The organism is Flintibacter sp. SJQ-8, assembly GCF_054108085.1.
Map to the genome: position 1 here is coordinate 21057 of NZ_JBPJWR010000013.1, position 16328 is coordinate 37384.

Annotated in this window: 13 protein-coding genes; 9 read left to right on the forward strand and 4 right to left on the reverse strand. The window is 61.0% G+C overall.

Going from position 1 to position 16328, the window contains the following annotated elements; genetic code table 11:
- The first annotated feature begins 32 nt into the window (after positions 1 to 32).
- From garR to ACSAMP_RS10620, 8 genes are all read left to right on the forward strand, one after another.
- Complete coding sequence (gene garR, locus ACSAMP_RS10585; protein ID WP_441797015.1) at positions 33 to 911, forward strand: 2-hydroxy-3-oxopropionate reductase; 879 nt, start codon at positions 33 to 35, stop codon at positions 909 to 911.
- 103 nt (positions 912 to 1014) lie between these two features.
- Positions 1015 to 2253, forward strand: a complete 1239-nt coding sequence (locus ACSAMP_RS10590) for a glycerate kinase type-2 family protein (protein WP_457800439.1) — start codon at positions 1015 to 1017, stop codon at positions 2251 to 2253.
- A 156-nt stretch (positions 2254 to 2409) separates the two neighbouring features.
- Positions 2410 to 3309, forward strand: coding sequence for a MerR family transcriptional regulator (locus ACSAMP_RS10595; protein ID WP_457799595.1), 900 nt, complete (start codon positions 2410 to 2412; stop codon positions 3307 to 3309).
- A gap of 254 nt (positions 3310 to 3563) precedes the next feature.
- Entirely contained in the window at positions 3564 to 4829 is a 1266-nt protein-coding gene (gene hisD, locus ACSAMP_RS10600; protein ID WP_441797018.1) for a histidinol dehydrogenase, read from the forward strand.
- A gap of 5 nt (positions 4830 to 4834) precedes the next feature.
- Positions 4835 to 5611, forward strand: coding sequence for an SDR family NAD(P)-dependent oxidoreductase (locus ACSAMP_RS10605; protein ID WP_457799594.1), 777 nt, complete (start codon positions 4835 to 4837; stop codon positions 5609 to 5611).
- A 34-nt stretch (positions 5612 to 5645) separates the two neighbouring features.
- Entirely contained in the window at positions 5646 to 6638 is a 993-nt protein-coding gene (locus tag ACSAMP_RS10610; RefSeq protein WP_457799593.1) for a zinc-dependent alcohol dehydrogenase, read from the forward strand.
- A 172-nt stretch (positions 6639 to 6810) separates the two neighbouring features.
- The gene (locus ACSAMP_RS10615) at positions 6811 to 8436 is read left to right on the forward strand and encodes a sodium/proline symporter (protein ID WP_457799592.1); all 1626 of its coding nucleotides are present in this window, start codon (positions 6811 to 6813) and stop codon (positions 8434 to 8436) included.
- Between the two features lie 23 nt (positions 8437 to 8459).
- A complete protein-coding gene (locus ACSAMP_RS10620) occupies positions 8460 to 8975 on the forward strand; it encodes a hypothetical protein (protein ID WP_441797022.1) in 516 nt (171 codons plus the stop codon).
- Between the two features lie 206 nt (positions 8976 to 9181).
- Here ACSAMP_RS10620 and ftcD read toward each other — a convergent pair whose 3' ends face one another.
- From ftcD to ACSAMP_RS10640, 4 genes are all read right to left on the reverse strand, one after another.
- Positions 9182 to 10060: a glutamate formimidoyltransferase gene (gene ftcD, locus ACSAMP_RS10625; protein ID WP_457799591.1), complete on the reverse strand. Its 879-nt coding sequence runs from the start codon at positions 10058 to 10060 to the stop codon at positions 9182 to 9184.
- Between the two features lie 85 nt (positions 10061 to 10145).
- A complete protein-coding gene (locus ACSAMP_RS10630) occupies positions 10146 to 10727 on the reverse strand; it encodes a cyclodeaminase/cyclohydrolase family protein (RefSeq protein WP_441797024.1) in 582 nt (193 codons plus the stop codon).
- 185 nt (positions 10728 to 10912) lie between these two features.
- Complete coding sequence (locus tag ACSAMP_RS10635) at positions 10913 to 11110, reverse strand: hypothetical protein (RefSeq protein WP_457799590.1); 198 nt, start codon at positions 11108 to 11110, stop codon at positions 10913 to 10915.
- 183 nt (positions 11111 to 11293) lie between these two features.
- Complete coding sequence (locus tag ACSAMP_RS10640; protein WP_457799589.1) at positions 11294 to 14152, reverse strand: ATP-binding protein; 2859 nt, start codon at positions 14150 to 14152, stop codon at positions 11294 to 11296.
- A 365-nt stretch (positions 14153 to 14517) separates the two neighbouring features.
- Between ACSAMP_RS10640 and ACSAMP_RS10645 the strand changes: the two genes are divergently transcribed.
- Positions 14518 to 16290: an N-tau-methylurocanate hydratase gene (locus ACSAMP_RS10645; protein WP_457799588.1), complete on the forward strand. Its 1773-nt coding sequence runs from the start codon at positions 14518 to 14520 to the stop codon at positions 16288 to 16290.
- Positions 16291 to 16328 lie beyond the last annotated feature (38 nt).

Below are 16328 nucleotides of genomic sequence, written 5' to 3' on the forward strand. Positions count from 1 at the left end.
CCTTATGTGTTTTTCGTTAGGAGGAATTTTTTATGAAGATCGGATTGATCGGACTGGGCATCATGGGCAAGCCCATGGCCAAGAATATGCTGAAGGCCGGCTATGACCTGACTGTCAACGACCTGAATCAGGCCGCCGTGGACGAGATCGTCGCCTGCGGCGCCAAGGCCGCCACCAACAACGAGATCGGCGAGACCTGCGACCTGGTGATGACCATGGTCCCCAACAGCCCCCAGGTGAAGGCCGTCATGCTGGGCGAGGACGGCGTGGCCGCCCACATGCGCCCCGGCACCACCTTTATCGACATGAGCTCCATCAACCCCGTGGCCTCTAAGGAGATCGCCGCGGAGCTGGCCAAGAAGAACATCGAGATGCTGGACGCCCCCGTCTCCGGCGGCGAGCCCAAGGCCATCGACGGCACCCTGTCCTTCATGGTGGGCGGCAAGCAGGAGGTCTTTGACCGCTTCAAGCCCGTGCTGGAGTCCATGGGCGCTTCCGTGGTCCTGTGCGGCGACGTGGGCGCGGGCAACACCACCAAGCTGGCCAACCAGATCGTGGTGGCCTGCAACATCCAGGCCGTGGCCGAGGCCCTGACCCTGGCCAAGAAGGCCGGTGTGGACCCCGAGCTGGTCTTCCAGGCCATCAAGGGCGGCCTGGCCGGTTCCACCGTGATGAACGCCAAGGCCCCCATGATGATCGAGGGCAACGACAAGCCCGGCTTTAAGATCGACTTGCACATCAAGGACCTGAACAACGCCCTGGACTGCGCCCACACCGTGGGCTCCCCCGTGCCCATGACCGCCGCCGTGCAGGAGATCCTCCAGTGGCTGCACAACAACGGCTGCGGCCAGAACGACCACAGCGCCATCATCAAGTATTACAAGAAGCTCACCGGAATCGAGTCCCTGTAAGCTCCTCAGTAATAAAAGACTCATATTCACGCAGCGCGACAAGGGGGAGGAGCCCACGGCCCCTCCCCCTTGTTCCATGGGTGTATCATAAGGAGGCAGCAACATGTCCATCCATCAAGACGCACAGACCATCATCCAGCAGGCCCTTCAGGCCTGCCTGCCCGACCAGGCCGTCCGCCGGGCGCTGGAGCAGAAAGACTTTGGCCCCGGAAAGCTCTGTCTGGTGGCGGCGGGCAAGGCGGCCTGGCAGATGGCCAGCTGCGCCGCCGACCTGCTGGGGGACCGGCTCCAGGCCGGGGTGGTGGTGACCAAGCACGGCCACAGCATGGGGAACATCCCCCACTGCGCCATCTGGGAGGGGGGCCACCCCGTCCCCGACGAGGGCTCCTTCCGGGGGACCCAGGCGGCCATCGACCTGGTGTCCGGTCTGACGGCGGAGGACACGGTGATCTTTCTGGTGTCCGGCGGCGGCTCGGCCCTGTTCGAGCGGCCCCTGGTCCCGGCGGAGGACCTGGCCCGGCTGACCCAGGAGCTGCTGTCCTGCGGGGCGGACATCGTGGAGATGAACACCATCCGCAAGCGGCTGTCCGCCGTGAAGGGGGGGCGCTTTGCCCAGCTGTGCGCCCCCGCCCGGGTGTATTCCATCGTCCTGTCCGACATCCTGGGGGACCCCCTGGACATGATTGCCTCCGGCCCCGCCTACCCGGACAGCTCCACCTGTGCCCAGGCCCTGGCCGTGGCGGAGAAGTATGGCCTGCACCTCACTGACCAGATGCGCCAGTTGCTGGGGGAGGAGACCCCCAAACAGCTGGACAGCGTGGAGACTGTCATCACCGGAAGCGTGCGCATCCTGTGCGCCGCCGCCGCCGAGAGCTGCGAGAAGCTGGGCTATCAGGCCACGGTGCTCACCGACCAGCTGTGCTGCCAGGCCCGGGAGGCGGGGTCGTTCCTGGCCTCCATCGCCCTGACCCATAAGGACACGGACAAGCCCCTGGCCTTCATCGCCGGGGGAGAGACGGTGGTCCGCCTTACCGGCACGGGCAAGGGCGGGCGGAACCAGGAGCTGGCCCTGGCCGCCGCCCCGGGCATCGCGGGCCTTGACAACGCCCTTATCTTCTCCCTGGGGTCCGACGGCACCGACGGCCCCACCAACGCCGCGGGCGGACTGGTGGACGGCTCCACCCAGGCCCGGCTGGCCGAGCAGGGGGTGTCCATCCACGCGGTGCTCCAGGACAACGACGCCTATCACGCCCTGGAGCGGGTGGGCGGCCTGATCCAGACCGGCCCAACCGGCACCAACGTGAACGACGTGGCCGTGGTGCTGCTGGGAAAGGGCGCGTAAACAAAAACAGACGAAATGGCCCCGTTTTGGAACATGCTCCAAAATGGGGCCATTTTCTGCCCGAAATATCCGCCTGTATTTTTAGAAGAATAGGCTTTTCAAATTTACTTTCACACGCTATACTGTTAGATAACGAAACAGAGGGGGGAGTGCGCCGTGCAGACGTTCAGCACCAACGAGATCTGTGAGCTGTGCCAGGTCAGCCGCAAGCAGCTGCGCTATTACGAGGAGAAGGGCCTGCTCAGCCAGGTCCCCCGGCACAGCGGCAACAACTATCGCTATTACACCCACGAGCACATCTATGAGATCGTGGCGGCCAAGGCCATGCGGGACATCGACATGCCCCTGGGGGAGATGAAGGACATCATCTATGGCCGGAACGTGGCCAGCATCCAGAATTCCCTTCAGCAGCAGATGGACTCGGCCAAGGAGGCCCTGGAGATCAGCCTGCGCCACTATGAGCAGAGCATGGCCGCCTATGCCAAGCTGGCCGAGGCCCTGTCCTTTTTAAAGCTGCACCACACCCTGGACAAGGAGGGGCTGATGGAGGTGGTGGACTATCCGGGCCAGGACGTGGTGTCATTGCCCTATCGGGCCACCTTTGAGGACGACCTGTGTTTGGACGTGGAGCACCTGCCCAAGATCCAGAACATCGCCCAGCAGGTGAACGCCGTGTCCATCGGCTCATTGCTGTACACCACCGCGGGGCACTTCGACAGCGACGCCTGCTCCTTTGACCACAGGATACACGACTTTAAGATCGCCATCCCCGTGGCGGACCGGCGGCTGCCCTGCGACCATTACGACAGCATCCCTGCATTCCGGGGGGTGTCTACCCTGCACATTGGGGACCCCAAGGACACCCGGCTGTGCGCCTCCTACATGCGGCTGATGGACTGGGCCAAGGGGCAGGGGTATGAGCTGGAAAATTGCTCCCTGGAGGAGTGGCTCATCAGCCCCATGATCACCTATAACAAGGAGCTGTGGGTCATCCGCATTATGATCCCCTTCCGGGGCGAGGGCGGAAAAATGAAAGTTTCATGGGACAAAACTTGAAAAAATAAAGTCGGCCCCTGGGGCTGGGTTTAACAAAACGATGGTGCTGGCAGAAAAGGGGAGGGGACCGGAGAAACCCAAAAACCTGTGTGCAAATCCAACAAGAATGAAAAAAAGAAATTGGGAAAATTGTTTTCTTGACCTATCCGCAGCGGTCAGTTTTATACTGTAGCCAAGGAACCCAAAGAAAGAAAGCCGGGAGGACGGGGAAAAAGCCCGCCTTCCGAACAGTATAAAATGAAGGAGTGGGAACCGTGAAAATCATCAAGCAGCCGGAGAAGAAGACCTATGAGCGGGACGAGAACCTGACCCGTACTGTGATGGACATTCTGGACAACGTCCGGGAGAACGGGGACAAGGCCCTGATCGAGTATGCCGCCAAGTTCGACAAGATGGACATCAAGACCGTCCGGGTGGACCCGGAGCTGGTGAAGGCCGCCTATCACCAGGTGGACGAGGCCACGCTGGAGGCCATCCGCTTCTCCGCCGACCAGATCCGCTTCTTTGCCGAGCAGCAGCGCACCTGTCTGAAGGACCTGGACATCCAGAGCAAGGTCCCCGGCCTGGAGATCGGCCACCGCATGGTACCCATCGAGCGGGTGGGCTGTTATGTCCCCGCCGGGCGGCACCCCCTGCCCAGCTCCGCCCTGATGGGCATCATCACCGCCAAGGTGGCCGGGGTGAAGGAAGTGGCGGCCTGCTCCCCTCCCTTCCACGGCTTTAACATGATCCACCCCGCCGTGCTGGTGGCCATGGACATCGCTGGGGCGGACGAGATCTATTGCATGGGCGGCGCCCAGGCCATCGCGGCCCTGGCCTTTGGCACCGAGACGGTGAAGCCCGTGGACCTGATCGCCGGACCGGGCAACCGCTTTGTGGCCGAGGCCAAGCGCCAGGTGTTCGGCACCGTGGGCATCGACAGCCTGGCCGGACCCAGCGAGGTGCTGGTGCTGGCCGACGAGACGGCCAACCCCACCTATGTGGCCATCGACCTGCTGGGCCAGGCCGAGCACGACCCCAACGCCAAGCCCATCCTGGTCTGCACCAGCGAAAAGGTGATCGACGAGGCCATGGTGGAGCTCCAGCGCCTGCTGCCCACCCTGGAGACCCAGGACGTGGCCGCCCAGGCCTGGAAGGACAACGGGGCCATCTATCTGGCCGACTCTATGGACGAGGCCATCGATATCTCCAACGACATCGCCCCCGAGCACCTGGAGGTCCAGGTGAAGGATGAGCGGGAGGTGGCCAAAAAGCTGCTGCACTATGGCTCTATGTTCGTGGGACACTATGCGCCGGTGGCCTTTGGCGACTTTGTCTCCGGCCCCAACCACACCCTGCCCACCATGCGCACCGCCCGGTATTCCAACGGCGTGTGGGTCGGCACCTTTATCAAGACCCCCTTCCACCAGTTCGTGTCGAAAGAGGGCTGCCACAACCTGGCCAAGCACTGCATGAGATTTGCGGAGGTGGAGGGTCTTCAGGCCCACAGAGATTCTGTGAAGCTGAGATTGGAGGATTGAACAATATGGGCGTGATGAATGGAAAGAACCTGTTTGACGTCTCCGGAAAGGTCGTTCTGGTCACGGGAGCCGGGTCCGGCCTGGGAAAGGGCTATGCCCAGACCTTTGGGGAGGCGGGCTCCACGGTGATCTGCGCGGGCAGAAACATGGAGCGGCTGGGGCAGACGGTCCAGGCCATCCAGGATGGCGGCGGAAAGGCCAGGGCCTATTCCGTGGACGTGACCCAGCTGGACTCCATTCACGCGCTGGTCCAGGCGGTGGTCCGGGACTTTGGCCGCATCGACGTGCTGGTGAACAACGCCGGGTACGAGCAGATCCAGCCCTTTACCGAGGTGACTCCCGAGGCCTATGACCACATCATGGCGGTGAACATGAAGGGCGTGTTCTTCATGGCCCAGGAGGTGGCCAAGGTGATGAAGGAGCACGGCGGCGGCAAGATCATCAACATCGGCTCCTTGGGCAGCTACATCGGTCTGGAGGAGTCCAGCGTGTACTGCTCCACCAAGGGCGGGGTGATCCAGCTGTCCAAGACCATGGCCATCGAGCTGGGGCCCTATCACATCCAGGTGAACTGCCTGGCCCCCGGCTATTTCATCACTCCCATGACCCAGCCCTTCTATGACGACCCCAAGCACCGGGCCTGGATCGAGAGCCGCATCCCCCTCCACGAGTGGGGGACCGACCTGGACCTGGCCGGTCCGGTGCTGTTCCTGGCCTCGGCGGCCAGCGACTATGTCACCGGCGAGACAATTAAGGTAGACGGAGGGTGGCTGGCCAGCTAAGGCCAGCCGCCCCAGACGGGAATGGAGGGACAACATGAAAGCTGCCCGATACTACGGAATTCAGGACGTGCGGTTCGAGACGGTGGAAAAGCCCGCCTGCGGCCCCACCGACGCGCTGATCCAGGTGTCCTACGCGGGGATCTGCGGCTCGGACCTGCACATCTATAACAAAGGGATGTTCATCCAGAACATCCCGGAGACCATGGGCCACGAGTTTGTGGGCGTGATCCGTCAGGTGGGGGACCGGGTGAAGGGCTTTGCCCCCGGCGACGTGGTCATCGCCAACCCCATGGTGCCCTGTATGCATTGCCCCAGCTGCCAGGCGGGCAGCTATAACACCTGCGAGGGCCTGGGCTTTATCGGCGAGGTCCGCCAGGGCTGCTTTGCCGAGTACATCGCCATGGACCAGGAGACCCTGATCAAGGTCCCGCCCCAGGCCGACCAGGAGAAGATCGCCCTGTCCGAGCCCCTGGCGGTGGCCCTGAACATCTGTGACCGGGCCCAGTTCAAGCCGGAGGACCGGGTGGCCCTCATCGGCGTGGGCCCCATCGGCCTGCTGACCATCCTGTCGGCCAAGGCCCTTTACGGCGTGGAGCACATCACCGCCGTGGACGTGTCCGACGTGCGGCTGGGCCTGGCGGAAAAGGTTGGGGCGGACGAGACCTTTAAGGAGCTGCCCGCTGACCTGAAATTTGACAAGGTCATCGATGCCGCCGGGCAGCCCATCACCCTGAACACCGCCATCGCTCACACCCGGGCCAATGGCCACCTGTATGTGGTGAGCATCTTTGAAAAGGAGTTCCACTTCGACATCAACGCCCTGGTGGCCGCCCAGATCACGCTGGTGGGCTGCAACGTCTATACCCGCAAGAATCTGGAGGACGCCGTGGCGGCCATCGCCTCGAATAAAGTGGACGTGGGGCCGCTGATCTCCCGGGTGTTTGACATCGAGGAGTGCGCCCAGGCGTTCCAACTGCTGAACTCCCGGGACAAGAGCGTGGCAAAAGTGTTGTTCAAGCTGAGCTGACGAATTGAACAGGAAGGAGGGTATGTATGCAGATCTTTATGGGCTTTTCCATGGACACCGGCATTTTCATCCTGGCCACCATCATCATCGACCTGATCGCAGCCGGATCGTTCTATCTTGGCAAGTGGAAGCTATGACCGACCTGTAACGACAAAGAGAGGGGGAAATATCTGTGAGTATTGCTGAACTGGAAAGAGCAATCGGTAAAGCCATCCCGATGGAGGTTCCCATCATCCTGATCGCCTATATGGCCCTGATGCTGCTCATCGGTCTGTGGGCGGCCAAGCGGGTAAAGAGTTCCGAGGACTGGTTCGTGGGAGGCCGTGAAATGGGCCCCTGGATCACCGCCCTGGCCCACGGCTCCAGCTCGGTGGGCGGCGGCATGTATATCGCCGGCCCCCAGTATGGCTGGGAAGCGGGCGCGTCCTCCCTGTGGGCCGCCCCCGGCGACGTGTTCGGCCCGCTGCTGAACTTTGGCATCATTGCCCGGCGGATGCGCCGGTATACGGAAAAAACCAAGTCCCTGACCATCCCCGATTTCTTCGGCCACCGGTATTACAGCCGGGGCGTGAAGCTGCTGTCCGTCATCATCATGCTGGTGGCCATGGTCATCAGCCTGATCGTGGAATATCTGGCCATCGGCGTGCTGCTGTCCTGCATCACCGGCTGGAGCTTTGAGATGTCCATGCTGGTGGGCTGCGTGGTGGTGCTGATCTACACCGGCGCAGGCGGCTATCTGGCCGTGGCCTACACCGACTTTGTGCAGTCCATCCTGATGCTCATCGGCCTGGCTGTGCTGATCCCCGTGTGTATCTCCGCCGCCGGCGGCTTCTCCGGCATCACCCAGAGCCTGTATGCCATCAACCCCGGCCTGCCCACCCTGTGGGGCGAGGATTTCTATCTGAAGGGCGCGCCCCTGATGATCGCCGGTATCGCCCTGGTCTATTTCGTGGGCTATATGGGCCAGCCCCACCTGGTCATCAAGACCGTGGCCATCAAGGATGAGAAGTCCATCCGTCTGGTCCCCCTGATCGGCGGCATCTTCGGCTTCTTCCTGTCCTTCGGCGTGTACATTCTCGGTATGGCCGGCCGCGTGATCTTCCCCGACGCCGCTGCCCTGCCCGGCGGCAGCGCGGAGTATATCATGCCCGTGCTGGCCCTGACCAAGCTGTCCCCCATCATGGCCGGTTTCCTGCTGGCCTGTGCCTTCTCCGCCATCATGTCCACCGCCAGCGCTCTGCTGCTGGTCATCGGCTCCGGCGCGGGCAGCGACCTGTATCACGGTTTTATCAACCCCAAGGCCAGCGAGAAGCAGGTCATGCGGGTGACCCAGGTGTCCACCTATGTGCTGGGCCTGATCTCCGCCGTGCTGTGCTTCGCCCCCATCTTCCAGGTGGGCATCTATCAGGTCACCTGGATCGCCTGGTCCGTGCTGTCCCCCGCCTTTATCCCCCTGATCATCGGCGGTCTGTATTGGAAGCGGGGCACCAAAGAGGGCGCTTACGCCTCTCTGATCGTGGGCTCTGTCACCGGCTTTGCCTGGTACTACCTGCTGCAGGAGAGCACCAACATCCACACCTTCTTCGCCGCCATCGTTCTGGCCACCGTGGCCTATGTGGTGGTGAGCCTGCTGACCAAAGAACCCCCCAAGGAGATCGAGGACATGGTGGACTATGCCAAGCGTTTTGAGGACGCCGAGGCCACCAACACCGCCGTGAAGGCCGGGGTGCAGATCTCCCAGGAGAACTTCAGCAAGATCATCCGCGCCAGCAAGGAGGCCGCCCCCGCGGCCTGCTGAGCGGCCATTGGGAGGGAGCCATCATGAAGTCCATTTCTGTCCTGACCGGCGTCCGGTTCCAGCCGGAGCACTTTCTCCAGCACATGAAAAAGTCGAAAAAGTTCTCTTACATCGACTTTTCCTATGTGGACACCCTTTACAGCCCCTGCTGGGTGTTCCAGCTGCGGGTGGCCATCCCGGTGACAAAGTCCGTCAAGCGCTACGCGGGCTATTACGCGGGCTTTGAGGAGTCGACGATGACGCCGGGAAAGCTGTCCCGTCTGCCCGGGTCCCATCCGGTGGAGGTGGCCGAGCAGGCCATCCTGCCCAGCCGCCTGACGGAGGACCAGGCATTGAAACAGGCCTGGGACTATAACAAGCTGTGGGTGGTGCGCAAGTTCAAGTGTCTCTACGCTCCCCCGGAGCTGGAGGACCACAAGACGGAGCTGGTGTATAAGCCCATGTATCTCATGCGGTTTTATAACCGGGACCTGGACGAGGAGAAATATAAGGTGATGGACTCCCTCTCCGGCGATCTGGAGGACCTGGTGCTGGAGTAATGGCGAAAATTGACCGGAGTGAACCGGTCCGTGCAACAAAGTAAGTTCCTCCTTTTGAAGCAAAGGAGCGGATATCAAACAAGCCAAACGCCGTCCGCGCAGTCATGCGCGGACGGCCCAGCCCGTTTTTTACATCTGAACAGCAGGACCCCGGCGGCTTTTGCCGCCGGGGTCCTGCTGTTGAGAAATGACAAAGAAATGAAAAATTACATGTACAGCTGCTCGATCTTGAAGTTGTGGGTGCGCAGATAGAACTTCAGCACGTCCTGCAGGGCGTACACGGGCACGGGACCCACCAGGTCGCAGTCCACAACGCCAACGCCATACTGAGAGGCCTCGCTCTTGATGGTCTCGAACACGCGGTGGATGGGGGTCTTCTCATAGTTGGTCAGGTTCATGGACACCTGAACGATGCCGTCCCGGTCCTCCAGGACCAGGGCGATGGCGCGGACATACTGATAGCCGCCGGTGACGGCGCGGACGGCCTTGACGATCTTCTTGCCGATGTCCAGGTCCTTGGTCTGAAGGTTCACGTTGAAGGCCACCAGGGGGAAGCGCACGCCGGTGACGGTGGCGCCGCTCTTGGCGTTGAAAGAGGAGGGGCCCTCGTCGGGCTTCCAGGCGGGGTCCTTCATCTTCTCCTCCAGACCCTCATACTGACCCTTGCGGATCTTGGGCAGGCTCTTGCGCTCCTCGCTGGTGGCGGCGTCCTCATAGTAATAGACGGGCACGCCCAGCTCGCCCATGAACTTGCCATACTCGCGGCAGATCTCCAGGGCCTCGTCGATGGTGACGTCCTTCACGGGGATGAAGGGGACCACGTCCACGGCGCCGATGCGGGGGTGCGCGCCGGAGTGCTTGGTCATGTCAATCAGCTCCACGGCCTTGGCGGACAGGCGCTTAGAGGCCTCCAGAACGGCACGGGGCTCGCCCTTAAAGGTGAACACGGTGCGGTTGTGGTCGCCGTCAGAGGAGATCTCCATCAGGTCGATGGGGTCGCCGGCCAGCATGGCGTCGCGGACCTGGTCGATCAGACCCTGGTCTCTGCCCTCGCTGAAATTCACTTCTGCCATTAAACACTTCATGATGATCGACTCCTATTCTATGATAAAAATTTAAAAGGAACAACATTGTCGCGGGGCCTGCGGCCCCAGGGGGGAGGGGAAAGGCTTAGTAGCAGATGGCCTGAAGCAGCAGCTCCAGCATGGCCTCCTTCAGGCTGGCGATGGTCTCTTCCTTCTTGATGAGACCCAGGTTGGCGTTGATGTTCAGCACGCAGTCCTTCACGCCGCCCTGAGCCAGATACAGGGCGCTGGTCAGGTCAGACAGGCAGGCGGGGTTGGAGTTGCCCCGCAGCTGAACGCCCAGCTCGTACACACGGGCGTTCAGACGGCCGTTCTCCAGGGGGACCTCGGCGGCCCGGGTGGCGGCGGCCTCCACGGCGGCGCGGCGGGCGGCCTTCTCCTCGTCGGTGCCCTTGGGCAGCTTAAAGGCGTCCACAATCATGCAATAGGCCTCGGTGTCGTGGACACAGCCCTCCTGAAGCTGCTGGTTCAGCTGCTCCAGCTCGTTGATGATGGCGTCATACTGCTCCTCGGTGAAGTTGACGGGCTTCTTCTTGGACAGCTTGGCCACCATGGAGAGCATACCGGCGGCCATAGCGCCGGACAGGGCGGAGGCGCAGCCGCCGCCAACGGTGGTGTCGTCGGAATCGGTGATCTTGTCCAGAACTTCGTAAACCTTGGAATTCATTGGAATTATCCCCTTTCATATCATGCTGACTTGGATATGCGCTGGATAAACGAAAAAGGCACGAAAAAAGCTCTACAGGTCCGCGGACAGGGACAACAACGACCCGACCCCCTGGCCGGAGCCAGAGAGAAAAGAAAGTTGTTCAACTGTCGCGTACTTGTAAAGCTACATTCAGTGCCTTATGGTCAAACCATATCAGATTTTGGAGGGATTTTCAAGTGAGTCAGTGGCAGAAATTTTTTATTTAAGAATTTTGCACAATTACTTTCTTTTTTAAAGAAGCGCTTTAGTTGGAAGAAGAAATAGGGACGAGGGGACGGAATCCTTCCGTCACGGCTTCGCCGTGCCACCTCCCTTTCACAAGGGAGGCTGATGTTCTGCACCGTTAGGCCCCCTTGTCAAAGGGGGCTGGCATCGCCGCAAGGCGATGACTGGAGGATTCCGTCGAAAATGCATTCGCCGTCGGCGGGCGGACCTCCGTGTCCGCCCGCGATGACCACCGCACCTAACGATACCCACCCTCATCCGGCCCTTCGGGGCACCTTCCCCCAGGGGAAGGCAACAGTTCACCCCGCGTTTTCGTGGGCCTGGAGCTGGTCGCCCACTTGGCTGACCAGGATGATGGAGGCGGGGTTGCCGCCCTTTTGGCTGCTCTGCTTGGCCAGCTCATAGCGGCGCTTGGCCTCGTCCCAGTCGCCCTTTTTCATGGCCAGCAGGGCGGCATAGGACTGGGCCCGGGAGCGGCCCCACATGGCGCCCAGGGTCTCGAAGCAGCGGTTGGCCTTGTCGATGTGCTCCTGGGCCTCGTCCAGCAGGCCCAGCTGGAGCAGGGCATACCCGGCGTTGGCCTGGAAGACGGCCACGCCGCTGACCATCTCGTTGTCGCAGCACTGGATGGCCTTCTGGTAATACTCCAGGGCCTCCTTCCACAGCTTGCGGGCCTGGCGGCTCTCGCCCAGATAGTTATAGCAGGCGGCCAGCCCCATGCGATAGTCAGAGTTGGTCTTGCACAGGGCCTCCATCCGCCGGATGACCTGCTGGAGCACCGACTCCGCCTGGGCATATTGAGAGCTCTTCATGCAGAACAGCCCCCGCAGGCGCATGACGGTGCAGTTGTCCGCCTCGGAGTATTCGTGCTCTTTCACCAGCTGCTCGCACACCAGCAGATTTTGATAGTACATCTTCAGGTCGTCGATCTGGATGGCGTGGAAGATGAGCTGCAGGTGGTTTTCCAGCTCATATTGCCAGTCGTGGAGCTTTTCCGCCAGGGCGATGCTGGTCTGGATGTTCTTCAGGCCCACCTCGTAGTTGCCGGAGTACAGGTCATAGCGGCCGATCAAAAACTCCAGCTTCATCCGCAGGGGCTCCATCTCACTGGAGTTTTTGCTGAGGGAGCGGATCTGGTCGGCCAGGGACACCAGCTCGTCGGCGGCGGCCAGGCGGGGCAGACTGTGCTCCGACTCGGCGCTGCTGTTGGTCAGGGCGGTGGGATAGATCTCGTGCTGCACGGCGTAGAAGGCTTTGAGATATTCCAGGCGATAGGTATAGGCCTTGCAGATGTCGTTGCACTGCTGGAAGTGGTTGATGAGCATGGGGCACAGGTTGATGTCCCCGGTGCGCAGGAACTTGGCCTCGCAGGCCTCGGCGGCCATGCGGTGGAGCAGGATGCGCTTGTCCTTCAGCAGACTGTTATAGACATAGTCCCGGATCAACTGGTGGGAGAAGCCATAGCCCGTGAAGTTATAGGTGCTCCGCACACAGATGAGCTGTTTGGACAGCAGGGACTCCAGGCTCTTCAGGATCTGGATGGTGCTGTCGGTGGTCAGGGCCTGAAGCTCCTCCATGGTGGCAAAGCGGGGATAGAGGGAGATGTGCTCCAGCAGGGTGCGCTCCTCCGGGGTGAGGTTCATCAGGCGGCTTTGGATCATGCCCGTGGTCTTGGGGGAGAGCTGGTTCCACTCGCCGCCGTGCTCCAGTTCCTTTAAGTATTCAAACAGAAACAGGGCGTTTCCGTCGGTGTTGTGACAGATGCGCTCCAACGCGCCGGGGATGCTCAGTAGCTCGGGCTTGCGCTCCTGGATCAGCTTTTTGATCTCCTGCTCGGTAAAGCGGGAGATGACCACCTCCTGGAGAAGGCCGTTGGCCAGCAGGGGGGCCTTCAGGGCGGTGAGGTTAGAGCTGCTGTCGCTGCGGCTGGTGAGCACGGCCATCACCTTTTGCTGCCGGGACCAGAACAGCAGATTGCTCAGCAGGCGGCGGCTGGCGGCGTCCATCCACTGGATGTCGTCGATGAAGAGGATCACTTTCTTCTCCGGCAGGGCGTCGGACAGGGTCTGGAAGATGTTTTCCACAAAAAGCTCGTACTGTGTGGAAAACACGGACACGTCCACCTGCTGGTGGGAGTAGAAATCGGGGGCGGGGGTATAGGGGATGCGGTGCTCCTTGCACAGCTTCTCCGCCTGGGAGAGGACGTCGTTCCAGGGCTTGAGATACAGCTCCTCCTCGGTCTGCACGCACTGATAATAGATGGGGATGAACAGCTCGCTGTCCAGGGAGGACTGAAGGTGGCTCATGATGGCGCTCTTGCCGATGCCGGCCTCGCCGCTGAGGAGGATGGAGCTGGAGCCCTTGCCCTGGCGGAACCGCTGGATACTGGACAGCAGCAGCAGCATCTCCTGCTCCCGGCCAAAGAAGTATTCCGCCGGTTTCTGGCCGCTGGGCTTGGGGGCGCCGCAGCGGCGCAGCTGGGCCGCCTCGGCCATGATCTCCTCGGTGCGCTCCTCGGGCCCCACCTCTAATTCACTGGCCAGGGCCTTGCGCAGCTTTTGATAGGTGCGCTCGGCCTCGACCACGCCGCCCAGGCGGAGCATCCCGCTGAGCAGGGTCTGGAACAGCTCCTCCTCCAGGATGCTCTTGCCCAGCAGGGCCACGGCGCAGTCCTCCATGGCGGCCAGGTCATCCCCCTGGCTGACGGCGTTCACCCGGCTGTTGGCGGCCTTGCGATATTGCCGCAGCAGGTCCTCTCGGATGCCGGTGGCCCAATTTTCAAACTCGATACAATTCTTAATGTAGAAATAGCCCAAAAAGTCGCCGGTGTAGCGCTGGAAGATGTTCTCCTCCGTCACCTGGTCAAAGTCGATAGAGGCGATGCACTCCTTCTTTAAGGTGATGCGGTTGTTCCCCTCGGCGCTGATGAGCTCCTCGCCGAAGAGCTTTTTTAAATGATAGAGGGCGTCCCGCAGATTTTTGCGGGCAGACCCCTCGGTGCAGTCGGCCCAGAAGATGCCGATGGCCTCGTCCCGGGAGACGACGCCCTTGATACACAGATAATAAAACAGTCCTTCTACCTTGCGATAAGGGAAGATGACCTCGGTATGGTCCAGCAAAACCCGGGGGTTGCCTAACAGAAATACCTGGACTTCCATAAGATCGGTAGCCTCCTGTCCTAGATTTTCAGTGTGTTCTATTTTACCAGCATTTTTTGCTTTGTCCAGAGGGATTCAATGATTTATCACGTGAAAATAAAATTTACATGATTTGGATAAAAATAGGGTTTTTGACCGGAAGAGGCGGGGGAACCACCTGTATTTTCGCTGAATCGACGATAAAAAGTGGATTATCGACGAAAAAAGCTGTAAGAAAAAATGGAGAGGGCAAATTTATCGATGGTCTATCGACAGTTGGCTGGTATGATAAACGCGTACTTGAAAGCTACGAACCCCCGACAGTCAATAAACCCTGACAAACAAAAACGCTATTAAAATTTTTGCTTGAATGGAGGAAAATAGTTATGTCTCAGAATGGTGGTAACATGTTCCCCGCCAAGGCGGAGAAGCCCGAGGTCCTGTATGAGGTAAAGGCCCAGCGCGGTGGCTTTGACAAGCCCGACACCCTGCGCTGCAAGGGTTGGAAGCAGGAGACCATCCTGCGGATGCTGGAGAACAACATGGAGAACGCCGAGATCCCCGAGATGCTGGTCATCTACGGCGGCAACGGCAAGTGCGCCCGTAACTGGGAGTCTTACTACGCCATCATCGAGTCTCTGAAGAACCTGGAGAACGACGAGACTCTGGTCATCCAGTCCGGCATGCCCGTGGCCGTGTTCAAGACCCACAACCTGGCCCCCCGTGTTGTGATGGCCACCACCAACATCATGAAGGCCACCTGGGAGCGGTTCTATGACCTGCAGGACAAGAACCTGACCATCTTTGCCCAGTACACCGCCGCTCCTTGGGAGTACATCGGCACCCAGGGCGTTATCGAGGGTACCTTCGAGACCCTGTCCGCCATCGTCCTGAAGAAGGGCTGGGACAACGATATGCACGGCAAGATCTTCCTGACCGCCGGCGCCGGCGGCATGGGCGGCAACCAGACCTGGGCCGGCAAGATGCACGGCGCCGTGGTCATCCTGGCCGACGCTGACGAGCGCGTCATCGACCGCCGTATCTCCAAGGACTACATGGACATGAAGGTCCACTCCCTGGACGAGGCCTGGAAGATCGCTCAGGAGCACGTGGCCAAGGACGAGCCCATCTCCATCGGCGTGGTCGGCAACGCCGCCGACATCTACGAGGAGGCCCTGGCGAAGAACTATCTGCCCGCCGTGGTCACCGAGATGTGCCCCTGCCACGACCCCATCTCCTACATCCCCTCCGGCTACACCGGCGAGCAGGCTGATATCTACCGCGGCGAGCACCGCGAGCAGTATCTGCACGACGCCCGCGAGACCATGAAGCGCCAGCTGCGCGCCATGATCGAGTTCAAGAAGCGCGGCGTCGAGGCCTTTGAGTATGGCACCAGCATCCGCAAGGAGTGCATGGACGCCGGTATGCCCGAGGCCGAGGCCAAGCAGATCGAGGGCTTTGTGGCCGGTTACATCCGTCCCCTGTTCTGCGAGGGCCGTGGTCCCTTCCGCTGGACCTGCATCTCCGGCGATCCCGCCGACCTGGCTCGTCTGGACGACCTGGCTCTGGAGATCTGCAAGGGCGATCACCTGGTGGAGCGGTGGATCGGTCTGGCCCGCAAGTGCCTGCCCATCGAGGCTCTGCCCGCCCGTATCTGCTACATGGGCTTTGGCGAGCGCAAGCGCTTCGGTCTGGCCGTGAACGACCTGATCAAGAAGGGCGAGATCAAGGGCCCCGTGGCCTTCTCCCGCGACAACCTGGACTCCGGCTCCATCGTGAACCCCACCTTCGAGTCTGAGAACATGCCCGACGGCGGCGACTACATCTCCGATTGGCCCATGCTGAACGGTCTGCTGGACTGCGCTGCCATGTGCGACCTGATCGCCATCCAGGCCAACTACTCCATGGGCGAGGCCGTGCACACCGGCGTTACCATGATCGCCGACGGCACTGAGGAGGCCGACTTCCGTCTGGCCGCCTGCATGACCACCGACTCCGGAATCGGCGTGGTGCGTCACGCTCAGGCTGGTTACCAGATCGCCAAGGACGTCTGCAACGGCAAGGGCAAGATCGCCGGCGGCGAGAGCATCAAGATCCCCCTGTGGTGGGAGCCCGCCGACAAGGTCACCTTCGGTCCCGAGGGCCGCTTCGTCCGGTAATCTACACAGTCTTATTCATAAGTTCCTTCATAATAACA